The organism is Caldanaerovirga acetigignens, assembly GCF_900142995.1.
Taxonomy (GTDB): Bacteria; Bacillota; Thermosediminibacteria; order Thermosediminibacterales; family Thermosediminibacteraceae; genus Fervidicola; species Fervidicola acetigignens.
Genome location: NZ_FRCR01000006.1, coordinates 59,747 through 77,992 on the forward strand (window position 1 = coordinate 59,747; position 18,246 = coordinate 77,992).

Here is an 18,246-nt window from a genome sequence, read left to right on the forward strand (position 1 = left end):
TCTCCTTTTAAATTATGCTTCGGTACTATCTTCAACTTTAAAAGCAATAGCTACATCGGCTTTATATTCAACAATTTTTCCTCCCTGAACATTTGCTGTTTGATTTCTCACCTCTATCCCGGTAATGTTTCTTATTGTTTTGCTGGCATCTCGAACAGCGTTTTCCACAGCCTCCTGCCAGCTATTTTTTGATTCTCCTACTACTTCAATGACTTTTACAGTCATTATTTTCCCTCCCTAATTCTTTAAAGTTTTCAATTATATTTTCTCCCATTAAATAATCTTTATTCTCAAACGGGACGATCACAAGTTTAGCGCTTTTGGGGATTCTCGTTTTTACGTTGTTTATATACATTGCGCCTGCAATTAAAGTTAAAATTAACAGAAGGGCTATATAAAAAATTTTATTTTTTATCACTACTACCACCCCTCTAAAAATAGTATCTGGTTTTGCTTTAAATGCTATTCATAAACAAAAAAAGCCTTTTAAAAAGGCCTTTATTGGGTAAGCATGTTTTTTATTTTTGTTAGAATCTTTTTTTCCAACCTGGATACTTGAACCTGTGTTATACCTAAAACCTTAGCCACTTCGGTTTGAGATTTTTCTTTAAAGTATCTCAGAATAATAATTTGTCTTTCCAATTTATCCAACCTTGAGAGAGCCTCTTTTACGGCTATCTTCTCGATCCACTGACTATGTAACTGCTCGCCGTCGTCAAGTTTGTCTATGTAATAAATAGGAGCTCCGTCTTCCTGATATGCCACATCATTTAAGGAAACAATTGGTTGAATGGCTTCAAGACCCATTACTATTTCTTCCGGCGGAACTCCTATCTCTTCAGAAAGTTCGATTATAGTGGGTTCTCTGTTTAATTCATATAATAATTTTTCCTTTGCAGATTGAATCTTAATAGTTAAATCCCTAAGCGATCTTGCCATTTTTACAGGAGAGTTATCCCTTATAAATCTCTTAATTTCCCCTATTATCATGGGAATAGCGTATGTTGAAAATTTAACATTGTAAGTAAAATCGAACTTGTCTATTGCTTTCAATAAACCTACACTTCCGATTTGAAAAAGTTCCTCAGGTTCATACCCTCTATTTGAAAACTTCTTTACCACACTCCAGACCAGGCCTAAATTTAAAGCGACAAATTCGTTTTTTGCTTCCTCATCTCCTTCTTTCGCTTTTTTTAATAATTGTAATTGTCCTGCCGAACTCTTCAAAGTCATGACCCATACCCCAGAACAAAAATTATTTTTTATTTTTTATAGTCTTGTACATTTTAACAATAGTGCCTTTTCCAAGTGTGGATTCGACTTCTACTCTATCCATAAAATTCTCCATTATGGTAAATCCCATCCCTGATCTGTCGAGTTCTGGTTTTGATGTCCACAGCGGCTGCCTTGCCTTCTCAATGTCTTCAATGCCTTTTCCCCAATCTTGCACCCATATTTCAATTTCATTTTCACGAAGAATGGCTTTTATCCTGATTGTACCCAAGTTATTCTCATAGCCGTGAATTATACAATTAGTAACGGCTTCGGATACAGCCGTCTTTATGTCGGCCAGCTCGTCTAGGGTAGGGTTTAACTGCGAAGCAAAAGCAGCCACTACTACTCTTGCAAAAGCTTCATTCTGCGATTTACTTAAAAAATCAATCGTCATTTCGTTTAAAATTTCCATATAATCACTCCCTACATTTTTTCACTAGCTTCTATTTCATCGTTGTAGCAAGGGATTATATTGAAAAGACCCGAAATCTCAAAAATCCGCCTTACTTGTTTACCTAAGTTTACTGCACCCACCTTACCCCCAATTTTTTGAAAGGATTTATATCTTCCAATTAACATCCCTACCCCAGAACTATCCATAAAATTTACATGCTTGAAGTTAAATAATATCTTTTTAAAAGTCTGTCGCATTAAATATTCATCCAGCTTTTCGTTTACTATCCGCACCATATGATGGTCCAGTTCTCCCTTTAAATTTACAATTAAAATGTCGTTATAAACTTTAAACGTTACCCCCATTTAGTTCCATACCCCCACAATATAAGTTGCATCGGGAACAAGTATAATTTCTACAAATTTTAGGAAATTCCTGCTAAAAATAAAAAAAACGCACGAAGTGCGTTTAAAAATCGAACAAGTTCCCGATAAGTTTTCTGAATATATAAAATAAACCTGCTTTTTCGATTCCCTCCGAAGTCACTAGATCTACTTCTCCTACGACTTTACCGTCTTTTTCCGCGATTAATTTTCCTATCATCTGTCCCCCTGCAAGAGGAGCTCTCAATCTATCCGGTATTTCCAATTTGGTACCAATAGCATTCTCTTTGCCTCTCTCAACCAATATATTGAGGTCGCGAGACGCTATAATATCTACCTGTTTTTTTATTCCTTTTTCCACCGGTAACTGGACTAAAACTTCATTCTTTTTTGCAACTTGTATCGAATCGTATTTTCCAAAACCATAATCTAAAAGCTTCTTGGTGTCTTCAAAGCGATCATTTGAAGTAGGCGAATTTAACACAACCGATATCAACCGCAAATTCCCTCGTTTGGCCGTCCCGGCGAAACAATATCCGGCCTTTGCGTGAAAACCAGTTTTTAAACCATCTAATCCTTCATATTTCCCCAAGAGCTTATTGGTATTCGCCAGCATTGTAGGCTCGCGTTTTTTATCGGTATGTTCTAAATAGTCTACCCATACAGTAGACCATTCAAAGAATTTTGGATACTTGACTAGCTCCCTACTCATTATAGCAATATCATAAGCGGTAGAATAATTATTGGGATCTGGTAAGCCGTGGGGGTTGGTAAAATGGGTATTATTCATTCCAAGAGACTTTGCCTTTTCGTTCATTAACTTTACAAATCCTTCCACACTTCCTCCTATATATTCGGCCACGGCAACCGACGCATCATTGGCCGAGGCTATTGTTATACATTTCATCAAACTTTCCAGCGCCTGTTCTTCACCCGGTCCCAAAAAGACCTGACTGCCGCCGGTTTTCCACGCCCTTTCGCTTACTTTGACCTTATCTTTAAGGTTTGCTTTTCCCTGAGCTATGGCATCAAAAGCTACAAGGAGAGTCATTATTTTTGTAATGCTCGCCGGTTCCATCCGCTCATGGGCGTTCTTTTCATACAACACAGTACCGCTTTGCGCGTCTATCAGCACCGCCGAAGAAGACTTGATATCAGGATAAGGCTGGGCATATAAATTCGCGTTGTTGACAATTGAAAAAATTAATATTAAAAAGCATAATATAGCCCTTTTCCTTTTATTATTTAAACTCGACATCATAAAAAGCTTCCTCCCTTCGGTTATATATTATCCCTCAGGGAGGAATGTTATTCAGTTAAGCTCTGGGATGTGTTTTATCATATACTTCTTTTATGTGGGTTTTTGTCAAATGTGTATAAATCTGGGTTGTAGATATATCCGCGTGACCCAACATTTCCTGAACCGCTCTTAAATCTGCGCCATTTTCAATAAGGTGGGTTGCGAACGAATGTCGAAGGGTATGAGGAGTTATTTCTTTATTGATTCCCGCCATTCGAGCGTATTTTTTTATTATTTTCCAAAAACCTTGTCTAGTTAACGCTTTGCCCAAATGATTCACGAAAAGAATATCGGTATTTTTGTCCTTTATCAGAAGTCTTCTCACGTTATCAACATATTCTTTCAAGTAGGTTACAGCAAAGGATCCTATTGGAACTATTCTTTCTTTTGAACCTTTACCGGTACAACGCAAAAAACCCACATCCAGATTTACGTCTTCTGTAGTCAAAGCGATTAATTCCGAGACTCTTATGCCAGTAGAATATAACAATTCCAGCATCGTTTTATCCCTAAATCCAAGCGGATCCCTGATATCTGGTTGGTCTAAAAGTCTTTCAACCTCTTCTACTGTTAAAACTCTTGGAAGTTTTTTTTCTAGTTTTGGAGTATCCAAGTTAATAGTAGGATCTTCATCTATATAACGTTCACGCATAAGAAAATGATAAAACGATTTTATTGCTGCGCAAGCCCGTGAGATGCTGCTGCTGGCCTTTCCGCTTTTCTGCATGAGCAAAAGGTAAGAAATTATCGTCGTTTTTGATGTGAAGTTAAAATCTGTAACATTTTGCGATTTTAAGAAACGCAGATAGTTTTGTAAATCTCTCTGATATGATTCAATAGTATTGGGCGCAAGGCCTTTTTCAACACTTATAAAATTTAAAAATTGCCTTATCATTTCCTCCATCATTATCACCAGTATAATAAATTCCATAAAAAAAATGATTTCCCTTTTAAATGTACGTTGAAAAAAGTTTAATAAATACTGGAGAAATATACCCTTCTATTAAACCCGCCAGGATTAAAAATAAGCAAAATCCCAAATTCAATAGCACATAACTTGCAGTCATATTCAAATATTCTCTTTTATCCATCCTTTTCCTATTTTTGATTACTGCAACTGCAAAACAAATTCCTGTAACCCCAATAGAAAGGATCACCGGTATTGTAATGATATTCTGAGGAAGTATTGAAAATGCAGCAAAAATGCACCCTTTAATTCCGAATTCAGATGCTAAGAATCCTACTGTAAAACCTAAAATATACCCCCTGAAAAAGATGACTGCAGGTATTAATGGAAAGCTTATAACAAAAAGACCGGCGAGGTTTATAACAAGAGCCGTCTTGAGGTTGTTGAGAACCGATGTATAAAATACTACTGAAGAATCTATATTTACATTCCTCACGTTAGAAAAAAATAATTCAACATAATTTAGAAGTTCCTGCTTTTGTGCATCCGAAAGCAATCCCACAGAAAAGCTCCCTAAAACGATGCCCGACACCAGTATAAAGACTACTAGCAAGTAATAGCCTATATTCTGTTTCATATAATTTGCTATTTTTAAAATAAAGTAATTCAAAGAATATCTCCTCCCCGTCCACCTATAAAATATTATGCCGGGAGGAGTATCAATATAACTTGCTCACGATATTATCTTTCCATAAATGCCCCCTCCGCCTGCTTTCAGCTTCAAAGTGCCGGTCCTCGCTGCAATTATTTTTTCTGCAATCGCAGTGCCTACTTCACCTTTCAGTTCCTCAAAAGTGGCATAGTGTATAACGTTAATTTCGCTGCCAAAAGCTCTTATCAACCTTTCTGCCGTTTTCTTGCCAATACCTGGAATGAATTTGAGGGGCATGTTGTAATAATACGGCGGTCGCCCTTGAGGATGCACAGTTTCTTTAAAATCGGCAATTAACGTAATCCTATCTAATACTCCTATTATTACTTTATCGCTCGAACAACGAGGACAACTAATAACGGGTGGTTCTGCATCTGCTATATAGTGACAAAAAAGGCAGAAAGTCCTGTGATATTTACCCAACCTTGGATCTAATCCGTAGTTAGCAATTATCTCATTATTCGGAGTTCTTCCTCCGATGGCTTCAAACAAGCTTTCAAAATCCGGGTTTTTGAGCTTAATTTTATTATATTCTCTTCCAATGTTATCTAGGGAATGGGCATCGGAGTTTGTTATGAACTTTTTTGCGGATAATTCTCTTATTCTGTCTGCCAAATCCGAATCGGCGCTCAAACCCAATTCTATCGTGGATATTTCATCGAAATGTTCTTCAAAAGCTGATGAAATCCTATCGTAACAACTCCCATAAAAACTTTTAAAAGGAGTAAATACGTGAGCAGGTACAAGTTTTCCTCCTAAATTTCTTACTATATACAGCAGTTCACGTGCATTCAACGACGCTCTTTGAGAACTAAGGTAGATATTTGTTATGTATTTTTGTAATATATTCGAAAATTCCTCCATCTGTTTAAAACCTGGGAAATACGCTACACTGTGAGCAACACCTTTTTCCTCCTGCGTCTCTATTTCTGCCCCTAGAATCACTGTCAACTTACCATGATAGGATAGACCGCCTTTCGGTAATTCTTCCAATTCTCCCGATTTAATCTTTTCTTCTATTTCGTTGAGGACAAAAGGCGATGCGCAGTCGACCAGTCCGATGATGTTTATGCCTTTAACATCGATGCATGTTTTTAAGATAGCATCTAAAGTCAGCTGACGAGAAGCAGCCACCTTTACGGGTCTTTTGCAGGATTGACCTATATGTATGTGCAAATCAGCGAAATATACCATTTAGAATTCCCCTTGCAAAAACATTTGAGACACTACAAGCCCCACCAATGTTTTCGCATCTTTTATTTCTCCATTTTTAACCATATCCATAGCTTTCTCTATGGGTATTTTTTCTTTTTTTATGAATTCATCTTCATCGGCTTTGCTTTCGGCTTCCTCAAGTCCAAATGCTAAAAAGAGGGACATCTTCTCGTTTGAAAAACCAGGAGTGGTATAAAAGTCCATTATATGTATCAATTTTTTGGCTTTATAGCCCGTTTCTTCCAATAGCTCTCTTTGAGCACAAATGTTAACATCTTCATTTACTTCGAGTTTTCCTGCCGGTATTTCTAAGAGCATTTCCTCCACCGGTTTTCGGTATTGTCGAACCATTATTACGTTTTTATCCTCATCTATAGGGACAATTGCAACCGCTCCCGGATGTTCTACTATTTCCCGCGTTGAAAATTTGCCATCAGGAAGTTTAACTTCGTCCAATCTTAATTTCAATATCTTACCTGAAAAAATATATTTCGTATTGATTGTAGCTTCGAAAAAATCCACTGCCTCCAGCCCCCTCCCTTATTCATGACGAGTTTGGATGCAAAATTACCGGCGGCACTTGCCGCCAAGAAAAATTCACTGTCCTGTTCAAAATCTCTCCCCATAGTCTCAAGCCCGATGCCTAACGATTTTAAAACACTTATGCCTTCAATGCCTTCTTCAATTACTATACGGTGTTTTCGGTGAATCCCGCAACTTTTCAGCTGATTCATTACCTCATCGAGTTTTTCTTTTTCCATCTTTGGGATTACTACAAAAGCTTTCTTTAAAGCAATTTCCCGAAGCGACGTAATCGTATGATGGCTCACTCCGTAGTGCCTCTTTCTTTTGTCTTCGAAACTTATTCGCGGTATTACCACAGCGATTCCCTTAAGTATATTGACCGCATTGACTATTTCTCCTTGTTCCAGGCCTGTATGACCGTATTTTGTACCGGTTCCGACTATGCCGGGCCCCATCGTGACTACTGCAACGTCGCATCCAGAAGCTTTTGCCGATAATAAACCCGAATAAATATTGACTGTTTCCAGGTCACCTCCGAAGGCGTGTCCGGTAGTAACGGTCAAATCGATAAGCTTTTTTTCTTTCAATTCCCTTACAATGCGGCTCAAAAAAAGGGGGAGGCCCCCTCCATCGGTCATCACATATGCTACCTTAAGGTTTTTAGAATTTTTCTTTATTCCTGCACAAGCTGGAGCCAACATGCTGTGGAGCGTTCCCACTACCACCGGCATACCTGAAAGCGATACGGTGTTTGACAGTTTTTCAGCTAAAGAACTGGTGCTTTCTTCTGCACTCCAGGTTTTTATTTGAAAGGGGGTGTACCTTAGCTTCATTATATGGCCGTTTTTCTCTATATCAAGATTTTCAACTGAGCAATTATAAATGACAAAATGATAACCCCCGCTTCCGAGGTTTAAAAAAACTGCCGTAGTATTTAGTACTACTTCATCGCCTTTTTTGCAATAGCCTGTGAGCAGCGTATAATTTATTGCCTTATTTTTTTTACCCTCCACTTCAACTAGAATTTCTTGTAAACCTATTTGTTCCTCTAAAATTTCTAAAACCTTCCCCTTTCTTAATCTTATCATATTATTTCACCTTAATAAATCAAAAATTTCTTCTTAAGGATACTATCCTTTCTAGAATTTTGCTTAATGAATAGAATTCTGAAATAAGCTGTATTCCAAGTAAAAAAGATAGCACTCCAATTTTTGCATAATAAGAACTTATCCATGATATCATGATCCCAAGGCTTATTCCTAACACATTTGACCCAACATCTCCCATCATCAATAATTCCCTTGAATCATAAAACCAAAAGACTATAACGGAAACGGCAAGAGGCATATATAAGTATATTAAATTGGTAAGTCCTTTTCGCAGAAAATATAGAAATATTATGGTCACTGAAAATAGGAAAAACTTACAGGCCCTACCGGGTCTTAAATCCATAAGATTTAACAAATTCGTGGAAAAAGCAATAATTAATGCATCAATGATAATATCCATCCAAAAATCGTTTTTTTTCACAGCTAAAAAACAAGCTATACTCAACCCAATTATAGCCTTTATACTTCCTGTAGTTATCTTGCCCTGCAATAATTTTGAAAAATGTCCTCTAATCCCTTTTACTCCCTTAGTACCAAATATATCGTCCATTAAACCAGAAAAGCCCATGCATGCTGCAGATAACATTATGTACTCTGGAATATCTGTATTATCCCAATAAAAAACTGTATACACGTTGATAAGGAGTATTACGATTACGAAAACCACACCTCCTGCAGTGATTATTTCTTTGTTCCTGTAATTTGATTTTTTAATTGCATGTTCCCACTTTCGAAAATTTTCCAAAAAAAATACAGTTGTTATCAGTGACACAAAAGCTAATATCAATCTCAAACACCTCATGAATTATTTATTAGCCAGACTATCAGTCTATATTTTCCCATTATTGTATCTATATCATCGATATAAAGTAATTTTTTGCTAGTAGTTATGTCCAGTCTCGAAAGGTTAGAAGATTGAACAATAGCTACAGGTTTTATGTCACTTATTTTTCTTGCTATAAATCCGGGATTTAAATTTTCATCCGCTCTCACAATGACAACAAAATCATTAAAATCTATTACATCTTTGTCAAGGAATGCCTCAATAATGTTGTTAAGTTCTTTATCTTCTTTTTCATCATCGTTTAAAATTGAGGAAGTTTGTATGACTGCTCCTGCATCTTCAAGGTACTTTATAACTTCAGTTGTTGAGTCTATTTTTTTTCCAAGTTGCAATACGGTTCCTTTCTTTCCTTCTATACTTCCTTTTAACAGAGTTTTAAAATTATGTTCAAGAAATTCATAATCTCTTTTTTGTTCTTCTATAAGCAATTTTAACTGTTGGTCCTTTATTCTATTATTTTCTTTCAAAATATTGAAACTATTTTCTAATTGATCTATAATAGCTTTTTGCTGTTTTATCAATAGTTTGTCGCTATTGGCTGTAAAGCCTACTGCTATGCCTATACCTAGAGAAATAAATACAGTTGCAAGCAGTATTGCTATATGTTTAAAATTGTACAAAGTTATTCACCTCTATAAAAAACCAAACATCATCCTTACTTTGATAATTAAAAGTCTAAATAAATATTTTACTAAAGGCGAAGAAGTACTGATTATTAAAATTGGGAAAAAAGCTGCTGCTAACAATGCAGCTAAATAATTGCTTTTTATTCTGTACCGGTAAAGTTTGTTAACTCCCTTGGCATCGATTAAAATATGCCCGACTTTAAGACGTACCAAAAAAGTGCTAGCCATCCCTTGCCGTCCTTTTTCCAAAAAATCTATCATGTTAGTATGGGTACCTACTGCTATGATTAAATCAGCGCCACTATGATAAGCTAAAAGCAATGCCATATCTTCGCTTGTTCCATTAACTGCCATAATCTTATAATCAAGTTCTAGTTGTTTTACTCGTTCAAGTCCTGGTGCTCTGCCGTCAGGATAAGCATGAACTACTATTTCTGCTCCGCACTTTAATCCTTTGTCGCTTATGCTATCCATATCTCCCACTATAATGTCTGGTTTTAAACCGAATTCTAATAATGCATCTGCTCCTCCATCTACTCCTATAAGGACTGGTTTAATTTCATCTATATATGACATTAAAGCCAAAATATCTTCCTTGTAATCTTTACCTCGCACTACAACCATTACATGTTTTTTTCGCAAATCCGTCTTAAGAGTAGGCACGGTATAATCTGCTGATATAAGTTTTTTTTCATGTTTGATGTACTCAAGGGTGTTAATTGCAAATTTTTCAATTTCTTTTTCATAATTAAGCTTTGCTTCATTATATTTGGATCTGATATATTCTTTTGTTACAATTATTCCTTTGCAGAAAAATTTTCCATTTAAAATTATCTCTCCATCGTCCTTTATCTCAATCAGATCTCCATCGCGTATCAAATCAATTAATCCGTTTTGGGTAACATCCACTAAAACCTTACCGGCGTTAACAAGTACTTCTGGACCTTGATTTAAAAATCGCCCGCTAATAGAAGGTTGAAAATTAATAATTCCTTTCACCTTGCATTTTATAAGTTGGTGTGCTGCTACTTCATCAATATCTTTATGAGAAAGGACAGCTATATCTCCCGGTTTTACACGCTGTATTAACCACTTTGTTTTTTTATCAACAACTGCTCTCCCTACTATGAATTTAGCCATTTCGTGATTTCCTCTCAAAATAAATACCTTTTGCAGCAGTTAACCTGTTTTTATTATTTCCATTAAATTTATTTTCTAACACGCCACTCTCTTAACATAAATGAAACAATGAGGTGAATTTACTAAAACAATAGATAAATAAAACACCTCCTGTTAGCCTAGCTTCTATACAGGAGGTGTCTTTAAGGGTATTAATTATCTTAAGAAATGGCTTTTTGTTCCATTCTTATCTTATCCGAAATCATTGCTATAAATTCTGAATTCGTGGGTTTCCCTTTATCTTTTTGAACGGTATATCCAAAGAGATTGTTAATGGTTTCTATACAACCTCTGTTCCATGCCACTTCAATAGCATGTCTGATAGCTCTTTCAACTCTGCTCGGCGTAGTATTGTACTTTTTTGCTATGGTGGGATAAAGCACCTTGGTAACGGCACCTAATAGTTCAACATTATTTACCACCATTGCAATAGCATCTCTTAAATAAAAGTAACCTTTTATGTGCGCTGGAATCCCAATTTCATGTATTATATTGGTTATCTCCATTTCCAAATTAGCATCCTTTCTTTTAAATGTTTGAATATTTGTGGTGCTTTTTATTGAATTTTGCAAAATTCTCCCTGAATCATAATCCAGTTCACGTATTCGATCCACCAGAATTTTTAAATCAAACGGTTTTACTACATAATAATCTGCTCCTAAATTTATTGCTCTTTGGGTAATTTTATCCTGTCCTACTGCAGAGAGAACGATAATTTTTGGTTTTTTGTCAAAATTCGTTAATTTTTCTATTACACCTAATCCATCAAGATTGGGCATGATTATATCAAGAACAACTACATCTGGGCACAACTCCTGAACTTTTTCCAGAACTTCTAGTCCGTTATAAGCCTTGCCAATCACTTCCATATCCTCTTGCGCTGAAAAAAACTCTTCCAAAAGGTCGCAAAATTCTTTGTTGTCATCTGCCAAAAGTATTTTTTTCTTGTCGCCCATCGTTGTTGACCCCCCTATAAAATTCTCTATATTTGATATATTCGACAATTTATGGTATTATCCTCCTGTAATTCCATAAAATGTTTTAATATTTATATACTTGTCGTTCGCTTTTCAATTTTGCTATCTCTTCAATCATCCACTCGGCAAAAACTCCATAACCTCTCGTCGGATCATTTACAAAAACGTGAGTTATTGCTCCAATAAGGTAACCATCCTGAATTATCGGACTTCCACTCATTCCTTGTACAATGCCGCCAGTTTTTTCTAATAGACGAGGGTCGGTTATTTTTATTATCATTCCTTTTGTGCTAGGAAACTCTTGTTTTATAATCTTTTGAATTTCTATATCAAATTTTTCTATCTTTTCACCATCAATTACAGTTAGAATTTGTGCCTTTCCTTCGTGGGCATAGCTGGAAAGTACCACTGGAATTTCACCAAAAAGAGGATTTACTGCAGGCCTATACATTTTTCCAAATATGCCAAAGGAAGTATTAACTAAAATGTTGCCGATAACTTCCTCTTCTTCAACAAAAACTCCCCTTTTTTCGCCAGGGACGTTTTTCTTGGCTGGGACTACGTTAATGATACTCGCTCTAATAATTTCTCCCTGTCCAACTTCAACCACCCTACCAGTGTCTGAATCTGATATGATATGTCCTAAGGCGCCGTAATATCCAGACTCTGGGTCGTAAAACGTAAGGGTACCGACACCAGCAGCAATGTCCCGCACCCAAAGCCCTATTTGGTAAAATCCCTGATTATTTTTTACTGCAGACAATTTTGTGTTAAAAGTTTTACCGTTCCTTTTTACAGTTAATTCTACTATCTTGTCTTCATCTTTATTTATAATCTCAGTTACATCATCAGCAGTATGAATTTTTTGACCGTTAATAAAAATAACGGTATCACCTGCCTGTATTCCCGCATTTTTGGCAGGATAATGTGTTTTTCCCTGTTCATCAACGACAGAAGCAATTCCTACGACAATTACCCCGTTTGGCCTCAATTTTACTCCTATAGAATGTCCTCCTGGTATAACTTTTATTTCAGGTAATACTTCTAATTTCATCTTTTTTACAGGGATAATTCCGAACAATCGAAACTCCAGATCGTACGTTCCTAAACGATCAGACCTAATGGAAAGGGGATTTTTTAAGTTTACAGAAATTTTATCCTGTAAATTACTTCCATTAATAGTTAACGAATCCCTTGTTCTTGATAAAAGTTGGAATTTTAGAGGTATTCTAAGGTCTATAACATGTTCTTTGCCTTCTATTACTTTGACTTTGTCAGGAAACCAGGGAAAACCTGACAATTGGGAGGAAATTGACAGAAACAAAAGAAGAATTGCTAAAAGAATACCCAATAATTTTCTTTTGTTCACTGCCACAGCTTTCACTCCTTCTGTAAAAAATGAAAAAACCGGGCCTGAAAATTAAGATAACCCGGTTCGCTTCTTTTAATACTGGAAGAAAAAATAAAAAACCCCAAAAAAGGGGCCTTGCAATTTTAATATTTTCTTTTTATTTTCTCGGCCAATTCAAGCATTTCTTTTGCATGTGCAATCGTCTTGTCAGTAATTTCAGTTCCGCCTAACATCCTAGAAATTTCCTTTATTCTCTCTTCGCCTTTTATTTCCTTAACCGTTGTAAATGTTCTATCATTATTAGATATTTTGTTTATACAAAAATGCGCATCCCCCAGACTGGCTATTTGAGGTGAATGGGTGACGCAGAGTACCTGATGGTTACGCGATATTTTAAATAATTTTTCTCCTACTATTTGGGACATCCTTCCGCCAATACCCACATCTATTTCATCGAAAATCAAACAAGGAATGTTGTCTATCTGAGCAAGTATGCTTTTTAAAGCCAGCAAAATGCGTGAAGCTTCACCGCCGGATACTATTTTAGCAAGAGGTTTTAATGGCTCTCCCGGATTTGTGGAAATCAAAAATTCCACCGTATCCAATCCTTTCTCGCCTATTTTGACGGTTTTATTTTTTACCTTTACTCCTTCTTCCGATTCTATCCAATTTATGTCGACCGAAAATTTTACATCCTTCATTCCTAGATCTTTCAATTCTCTTGAAATATTTTTCTCAAATATTGAGGCGATAGTTTTTCTTAATTTGTGCAGTTCCAAAGCACTCTTTATATAATCTTGCTTGAGTATTTCTAGGGAATTTTCCAACTTTATTATCTCTTCATCTATATTCAATGCTTCCTCCAATTTAGAAGCAGCTTGTTCTTTATATTTGATCAATTCGTCGATGCTTTTGTTGTACTTGTTCCTTAGTCTGTTCAAAAAGGAAATCCTTGCTTGTATTTCGTCTAGCTTCCCCGGTTCAAAATCTATAGTTTTTATATGGTCCCTTAAGTCAGAAACCACATCTTCTAACTCGTATAAAATATTTCTTAGGCTATCCAAATCCTTTTTTATAGGCGAAAAGTAAGCAACAACTTCATCCAATGCATTGACTACTTTTGCCACATTGTCAACAACAGCAGGGCTATTTTCATCTCCTTCATAAAGGGTTAAAAGACTGAAATTGAGAGACCTTAAAATTTTGTCATAATGCTCTAAAATTTCTAGTTCTCTTTCCAATACTAAATCTTCTCCAGGTTTCAATTGCGCCATTTCAAGCTCATCAACTTCTAATTTTAATTGTTCTTTATATTTTAAAAATTCTTCTTGCGCCTTTACGAAGCTTCTAAGCTTATTTTCTGTATCAATAATTTTTTTATATAAACTCCGAACTTCCTCTTTTTTTTCTTGTAATTCTTTTCCACCCAAAAGGTCTAGCATTTCTAAATGCTTTTCCGGATTTAAGAGAGATTGGTGCTGGTGCTGACCGTGAATATCTACCAAATTCTTACCTAAGGCTTTTAAAGTCGAAACAGGTACACTAATCCCGTTTATTCGGCAGTAATTTTTACCTTGTTGGTTAATTTTGCGCGAAATTATTAAAAGATTATCTTCTTGTTCAATGCCCATTTCCGTCAATATGTTGTAAATTGTTGGATTATTGTATTCAAATACAGCTTCTATTACCGAAAATTCTTTGCCTGATCTTATATATTCACTGGATGCCCTTTCTCCAAGAATCATTCCTATCGCATCGATTATAATAGATTTACCTGCACCTGTTTCTCCAGTTAAAACATTTAATCCTTCTTTGAATTCTATTTCCACATCGTCGATCAACGCAAAATCTTTTACAATCAATTTAAGAAGCATAATATGCCTCCTAGATCATTTTATAAGACTTTCAAGTTTTTCTATTATACTTTTTACTGCATTTTTGGAACGTGCCACGACTAATATTGTATCATCACCAGCAACCGTCCCTACGATTTCTTCCCAATTTAAACCATCTATAGCCGCAGCAGCTGCTTGAGCAGTCCCTGACAGGGTTTTCACTACAACAATATTTTCCGATGAATCAATTTTTACAATAGATTCTTTAAACATCCTCACAAGCTTTTCCGAAACAACAACAGTTTTATCTGGTTCCGAATAACAGTAGCGGTTATTGTCTCTTAAAACTTTGACTAGCCTTAATTCTTTTATATCTCGAGATACAGTAGCCTGTGTTACATTAAAGCCGCATTTTCTCAGTTCTTCTGCAAGTTCTTCCTGGGTTTCAATTGGCTTTTCTCTTATAATCTCTCTTATCTTTATATGTCTTTTAGCTTTCAAACGGCACACCTCCATTATTGCTCTCTAAGTTTTTTTCTTAAAACATCGTAAAAGCTCCTATTTTTAATACGTACAAGTTTGGTGTAATGTTTTGATTTTTTCACTACTACTTTATCATAGGGCTGCAAGCGATATCCCAATTGTCCGTCTACCGTAAGCATTATTTCCTGGTGTTCTGCAACTACCTGAATGGTAATAGAATCATGGGGGGAAATTATCATAGAACGGTTTTGAAGGGTATGAGGACATATTGGAGTCAGAATTAGAACTTCTACATTGGGAGCAACTAAAGGTCCACCTGCAGAAAGCGAATAAGCAGTCGAACCTGTAGGAGTGGCAATTATGAGCCCATCGGCATTAAACGTATCTACATAAGCATCATTAACAGATGTTTTAAGTCTTATAAGTCTAGCAAAAGGACCTTTTGTGACTACAACATCATTTAAAGCTAAAAAATTTTTTACGAATTTTTCTTCTCTGAAAACTTTCGATTCAACCATCATTCTTCTATCTATGTAGAACTTTCCCCTTTTTAGCAGTTCTAAGTCGCTAAATAAATCAGACACTTCTACTTCGGTAAGGAAGCCTAAATGGCCCAGATTTATTCCCAGAACAGGGATTTCATAAGGAGCTAGCTTGCGCGCTACATTTAGCAAAGTACCATCTCCACCGAGAGTTATAGCAAGGTCGATATTTTTCGCCAGTTCTTCTAAATTATTATATTCTACGGGAAGACCAAGCTTATTCACGATAGAAGATTCTGTAAATACTTCATAGTTATTTTCTTTTAACCATCGTATAAGAGATGTCGCTACGTTTAATGCATTATTTTTAGAAAGATTCAGGAAAAGGCCAACCCTATGCAATTTATTCACCTCTAGTCAAAAAACCGAGTAAAAAACCGACAAAAAAAATTCCCAAAACATAAAAAATATAACGTAATTTATCGTAATCTTTCTTTAGAAAGGAATACTCTATAGTTTTTATCTTTTGCTGCTCCATATCAACCAATAAAATACCTGCAGGCTTATACACAAGGTAATACTCAAGAAGTTGCCTCCTCGTAGCCGGTATATCCGCTGAAGGGGAAGTTTTCCCGGATTTTACTTCTGCTACATAAACTTTTCCGCCTTTTTTTACTATGACATCAGCTCTCACTTTAATTTCTTTAGGTCTTCCGTTTATAAAAATAAAGTATGACGCACCCTTTTGTACATCTAATATATCAAAACCGTATTTTTTTAGCAAATCTATTGCTTTTTTCTCATAAATTCGGGCTTTTTCCCTCCGGTGTCTTAAAATTATTCTTTTATGAAATCTTAAACTCCATATTCCTAGGAAACCACCTACAATAATTAACAATATACTGACATACCATTTCATATTCATATATAAACATAACCTCTTTAAACTTTCTCTTTAATTTAGCACTTTATGTGCTTCTTCGACGACTTTTTCTATCTCTATTCCAGAAACATTATTCGGAATTTTTTTAAACCACGATAAAAATTCAATATTCCCCTTGGGTCCCTTTATCGGTGAAAAAGTCAATCCGTGACAATATAATCCAATCGAATTTGCCGATTCTATTACCTGGGTAATCGCCTTTTCGTGCAACTTTTTATCTCGAACGATGCCGTTTTTAACTTCCTTCCTTCCCACTTCAAACTGTGGCTTTATAAGTGCTATAAAGTCTCCTTCTTCCTTCAGTAGTTTAAAAAGAGGCTCAAATACTTTTGATAAAGATATAAATGAAAGATCGGCCGTAATTATATCGACAAGTTCGCCTATATCTTCAAAACAAAGGAAACGCACATTTTTCCGTTCGATGTTTATTACCCTCGGGTTGTTTCTAAGAGAAAGGTCCAATTGCCCGTATCCTACGTCAACTGCATAAACTTTAGAGGCTCCCTCTTTTAAAAGGCAGTCTGTAAATCCACCGGTCGATGCCCCCGCATCCAATGCGACTTTATTTTTAACGATAACCGAAAAAACGCTCAAAGCTTTTTTTAATTTTAATCCACCTCTACTTACAAACGGCAAAGACTTTTCCCTAATTTGTATTTCCGCGTTTATATCAACGAGAGTTCCGGGCTTGTCTACCCTGATATTGTTTACAAATACGTTCCCCATCATAATTTCGGATTTTGCTCTTTCCCTGCTCGGAAAGAAACCCCTTTTTACCAAAAATACATCTAGCCTTTGTTTTGGCAATTCTTTTTCACCTCAAGTCATTACTTACCTGATTTTTGGGGAAACAATTCAATTCCGAAACGTTTTTTTAAAAAATGGAAAATATACGCGACCTTATAGACTATTTCCTTGGATTTTTTTATAGCTAAACTTTTACCTAAAGCCTTTCCACCTACTGTAATTGTTGAAATCGTTCCAGCGATTAAAGTGCTTATTATAATTTCCGGCACGTCATTTTTACCGTTAATTATCTTCGCTACTATTGAAGCGCCTGCTGCACCGCTTATTATCCCTGAGATATCGCCAATGACATCATTACAAAAATTTGACACTATATCAGCATTTCTAATAAGCCGTACTCCCTCTTTCCCCCCAGGAATTTTATGAGCTGCCATTGCATGAAAAGGTGTCTCCTCTGCAGAAGTAACCGCAATTCCTATGATATCAAATATTATCCCTATGAACACTATGCAGGACAAAATAAAAAATGATAAGATTAAATTCAACTTATCCATTAATGTCTCCGAAATAAAGCTAAAAAAAACGGAAAGCCCAAAAGTTAATACCAATACTTTATAAATCCATCTAGCTTTTGGTCCTCCGTTGTTTTTTTTGCACGTGATTTTTTTATTATTGTTTTTACTTAAATTACTCAAAAAAACTCACCCCAAACGAGGTGGAACAGGAGGTAGTGAACTGAGTAAATTTTGCGGCTTAGGTCCAGCAGGATTTCCCAGAGAAGCACCTCCCGTCGCCGGAAAAGGCGGTTCCCCTTTACGCCTCTCTCTGCCTTGTCGCCAAAGGCAGGGCTGGATTGCCACTTAGTCCGCACTGCAATCCTCAGTCCACTTCCTTTTGGAACAGTCTAGGAGTTTTCCTCACCGAAATCCACCTTCTCCTAGCCTCTTTTGCAGTAAGGG

Annotated in this window: 22 protein-coding genes; all 22 read right to left on the reverse strand. The window is 36.0% G+C overall.

Annotated elements, in window-relative coordinates; translation table 11 throughout:
- Positions 1-12 precede the first annotated feature (12 nt).
- Positions 13-225 carry a dodecin family protein gene (locus BUB66_RS05920; RefSeq protein ID WP_073256144.1) on the reverse strand — a complete coding sequence of 71 codons (213 nt, stop codon included), beginning with the start codon at positions 223-225 and terminating at the stop codon, positions 13-15.
- Complete coding sequence (locus BUB66_RS05925; RefSeq protein WP_143156232.1) at positions 206-427, reverse strand: hypothetical protein; 222 nt, start codon at positions 425-427, stop codon at positions 206-208. The genes BUB66_RS05920 and BUB66_RS05925 overlap by 20 nt, the downstream gene beginning before the upstream one ends.
- A 71-nt stretch (positions 428-498) precedes the next feature.
- On the reverse strand, positions 499-1,233 hold the full coding sequence (gene sigF, locus BUB66_RS05930) for an RNA polymerase sporulation sigma factor SigF (RefSeq protein WP_073256150.1): 735 nt from the start codon (positions 1,231-1,233) through the stop codon (positions 499-501).
- A gap of 22 nt (positions 1,234-1,255) precedes the next feature.
- A complete protein-coding gene (gene spoIIAB / locus BUB66_RS05935; RefSeq protein WP_073256152.1) occupies positions 1,256-1,687 on the reverse strand; it encodes an anti-sigma F factor in 432 nt (143 codons plus the stop codon).
- An 11-nt stretch (positions 1,688-1,698) separates the two neighbouring features.
- Positions 1,699-2,034: an anti-sigma F factor antagonist gene (spoIIAA, locus tag BUB66_RS05940; protein WP_073256155.1), complete on the reverse strand. Its 336-nt coding sequence runs from the start codon at positions 2,032-2,034 to the stop codon at positions 1,699-1,701.
- A 103-nt stretch (positions 2,035-2,137) separates the two neighbouring features.
- Positions 2,138-3,313 (reverse strand): D-alanyl-D-alanine carboxypeptidase family protein, encoded by a 1,176-nt coding sequence (locus BUB66_RS05945; protein ID WP_244269766.1) that lies wholly within the window; start codon positions 3,311-3,313, stop codon positions 2,138-2,140.
- Between the two features lie 55 nt (positions 3,314-3,368).
- The gene (gene xerD, locus BUB66_RS05950) at positions 3,369-4,256 is read right to left on the reverse strand and encodes a site-specific tyrosine recombinase XerD (RefSeq protein WP_073256407.1); all 888 of its coding nucleotides are present in this window, start codon (positions 4,254-4,256) and stop codon (positions 3,369-3,371) included.
- Positions 4,257-4,302: 46 nt separating this feature from the next.
- Entirely contained in the window at positions 4,303-4,929 is a 627-nt protein-coding gene (gene spoIIM / locus BUB66_RS05955; RefSeq protein WP_073256158.1) for a stage II sporulation protein M, read from the reverse strand.
- 63 nt (positions 4,930-4,992) lie between these two features.
- The gene (locus BUB66_RS05960; RefSeq protein WP_073256161.1) at positions 4,993-6,165 is read right to left on the reverse strand and encodes an endonuclease Q family protein; all 1,173 of its coding nucleotides are present in this window, start codon (positions 6,163-6,165) and stop codon (positions 4,993-4,995) included.
- Entirely contained in the window at positions 6,166-6,708 is a 543-nt protein-coding gene (locus BUB66_RS05965) for an NUDIX domain-containing protein (RefSeq protein ID WP_073256164.1), read from the reverse strand.
- Positions 6,651-7,799: a DUF3866 family protein gene (locus BUB66_RS05970; protein ID WP_073256167.1), complete on the reverse strand. Its 1,149-nt coding sequence runs from the start codon at positions 7,797-7,799 to the stop codon at positions 6,651-6,653. The genes BUB66_RS05965 and BUB66_RS05970 overlap by 58 nt, the downstream gene beginning before the upstream one ends.
- Before the next feature lie 19 nt (positions 7,800-7,818).
- On the reverse strand, positions 7,819-8,607 hold the full coding sequence (locus tag BUB66_RS05975) for an MraY family glycosyltransferase (protein ID WP_073256170.1): 789 nt from the start codon (positions 8,605-8,607) through the stop codon (positions 7,819-7,821).
- An 11-nt stretch (positions 8,608-8,618) separates the two neighbouring features.
- Positions 8,619-9,284 (reverse strand): copper transporter, encoded by a 666-nt coding sequence (locus BUB66_RS05980; protein WP_073256173.1) that lies wholly within the window; start codon positions 9,282-9,284, stop codon positions 8,619-8,621.
- Between the two features lie 12 nt (positions 9,285-9,296).
- Entirely contained in the window at positions 9,297-10,430 is a 1,134-nt protein-coding gene (gene steA / locus BUB66_RS05985; protein WP_073256176.1) for a putative cytokinetic ring protein SteA, read from the reverse strand.
- Positions 10,431-10,630: 200 nt separating this feature from the next.
- A complete protein-coding gene (gene spo0A / locus BUB66_RS05990; protein ID WP_073256179.1) occupies positions 10,631-11,425 on the reverse strand; it encodes a sporulation transcription factor Spo0A in 795 nt (264 codons plus the stop codon).
- Positions 11,426-11,510: 85 nt separating this feature from the next.
- Positions 11,511-12,821, reverse strand: coding sequence for a SpoIVB peptidase (gene spoIVB / locus BUB66_RS05995; RefSeq protein WP_073256182.1), 1,311 nt, complete (start codon positions 12,819-12,821; stop codon positions 11,511-11,513).
- A gap of 119 nt (positions 12,822-12,940) precedes the next feature.
- Positions 12,941-14,671 carry a DNA repair protein RecN gene (gene recN, locus BUB66_RS06000; protein WP_073256185.1) on the reverse strand — a complete coding sequence of 577 codons (1,731 nt, stop codon included), beginning with the start codon at positions 14,669-14,671 and terminating at the stop codon, positions 12,941-12,943.
- Positions 14,672-14,686: 15 nt separating this feature from the next.
- Positions 14,687-15,133: an arginine repressor gene (locus BUB66_RS06005; protein ID WP_244269767.1), complete on the reverse strand. Its 447-nt coding sequence runs from the start codon at positions 15,131-15,133 to the stop codon at positions 14,687-14,689.
- A gap of 14 nt (positions 15,134-15,147) precedes the next feature.
- Positions 15,148-15,999 carry an NAD(+)/NADH kinase gene (locus BUB66_RS06010; RefSeq protein ID WP_073256191.1) on the reverse strand — a complete coding sequence of 284 codons (852 nt, stop codon included), beginning with the start codon at positions 15,997-15,999 and terminating at the stop codon, positions 15,148-15,150.
- A 1-nt stretch (position 16,000) separates the two neighbouring features.
- Complete coding sequence (locus tag BUB66_RS06015) at positions 16,001-16,522, reverse strand: PD-(D/E)XK nuclease family protein (protein ID WP_143156233.1); 522 nt, start codon at positions 16,520-16,522, stop codon at positions 16,001-16,003.
- A gap of 30 nt (positions 16,523-16,552) precedes the next feature.
- Entirely contained in the window at positions 16,553-17,347 is a 795-nt protein-coding gene (locus BUB66_RS06020; RefSeq protein WP_073256194.1) for a TlyA family RNA methyltransferase, read from the reverse strand.
- A gap of 20 nt (positions 17,348-17,367) precedes the next feature.
- Positions 17,368-17,982, reverse strand: a complete 615-nt coding sequence (locus tag BUB66_RS06025) for a hypothetical protein (RefSeq protein WP_198409383.1) — start codon at positions 17,980-17,982, stop codon at positions 17,368-17,370.
- Positions 17,983-18,246: the final 264 nt, after the last annotated feature.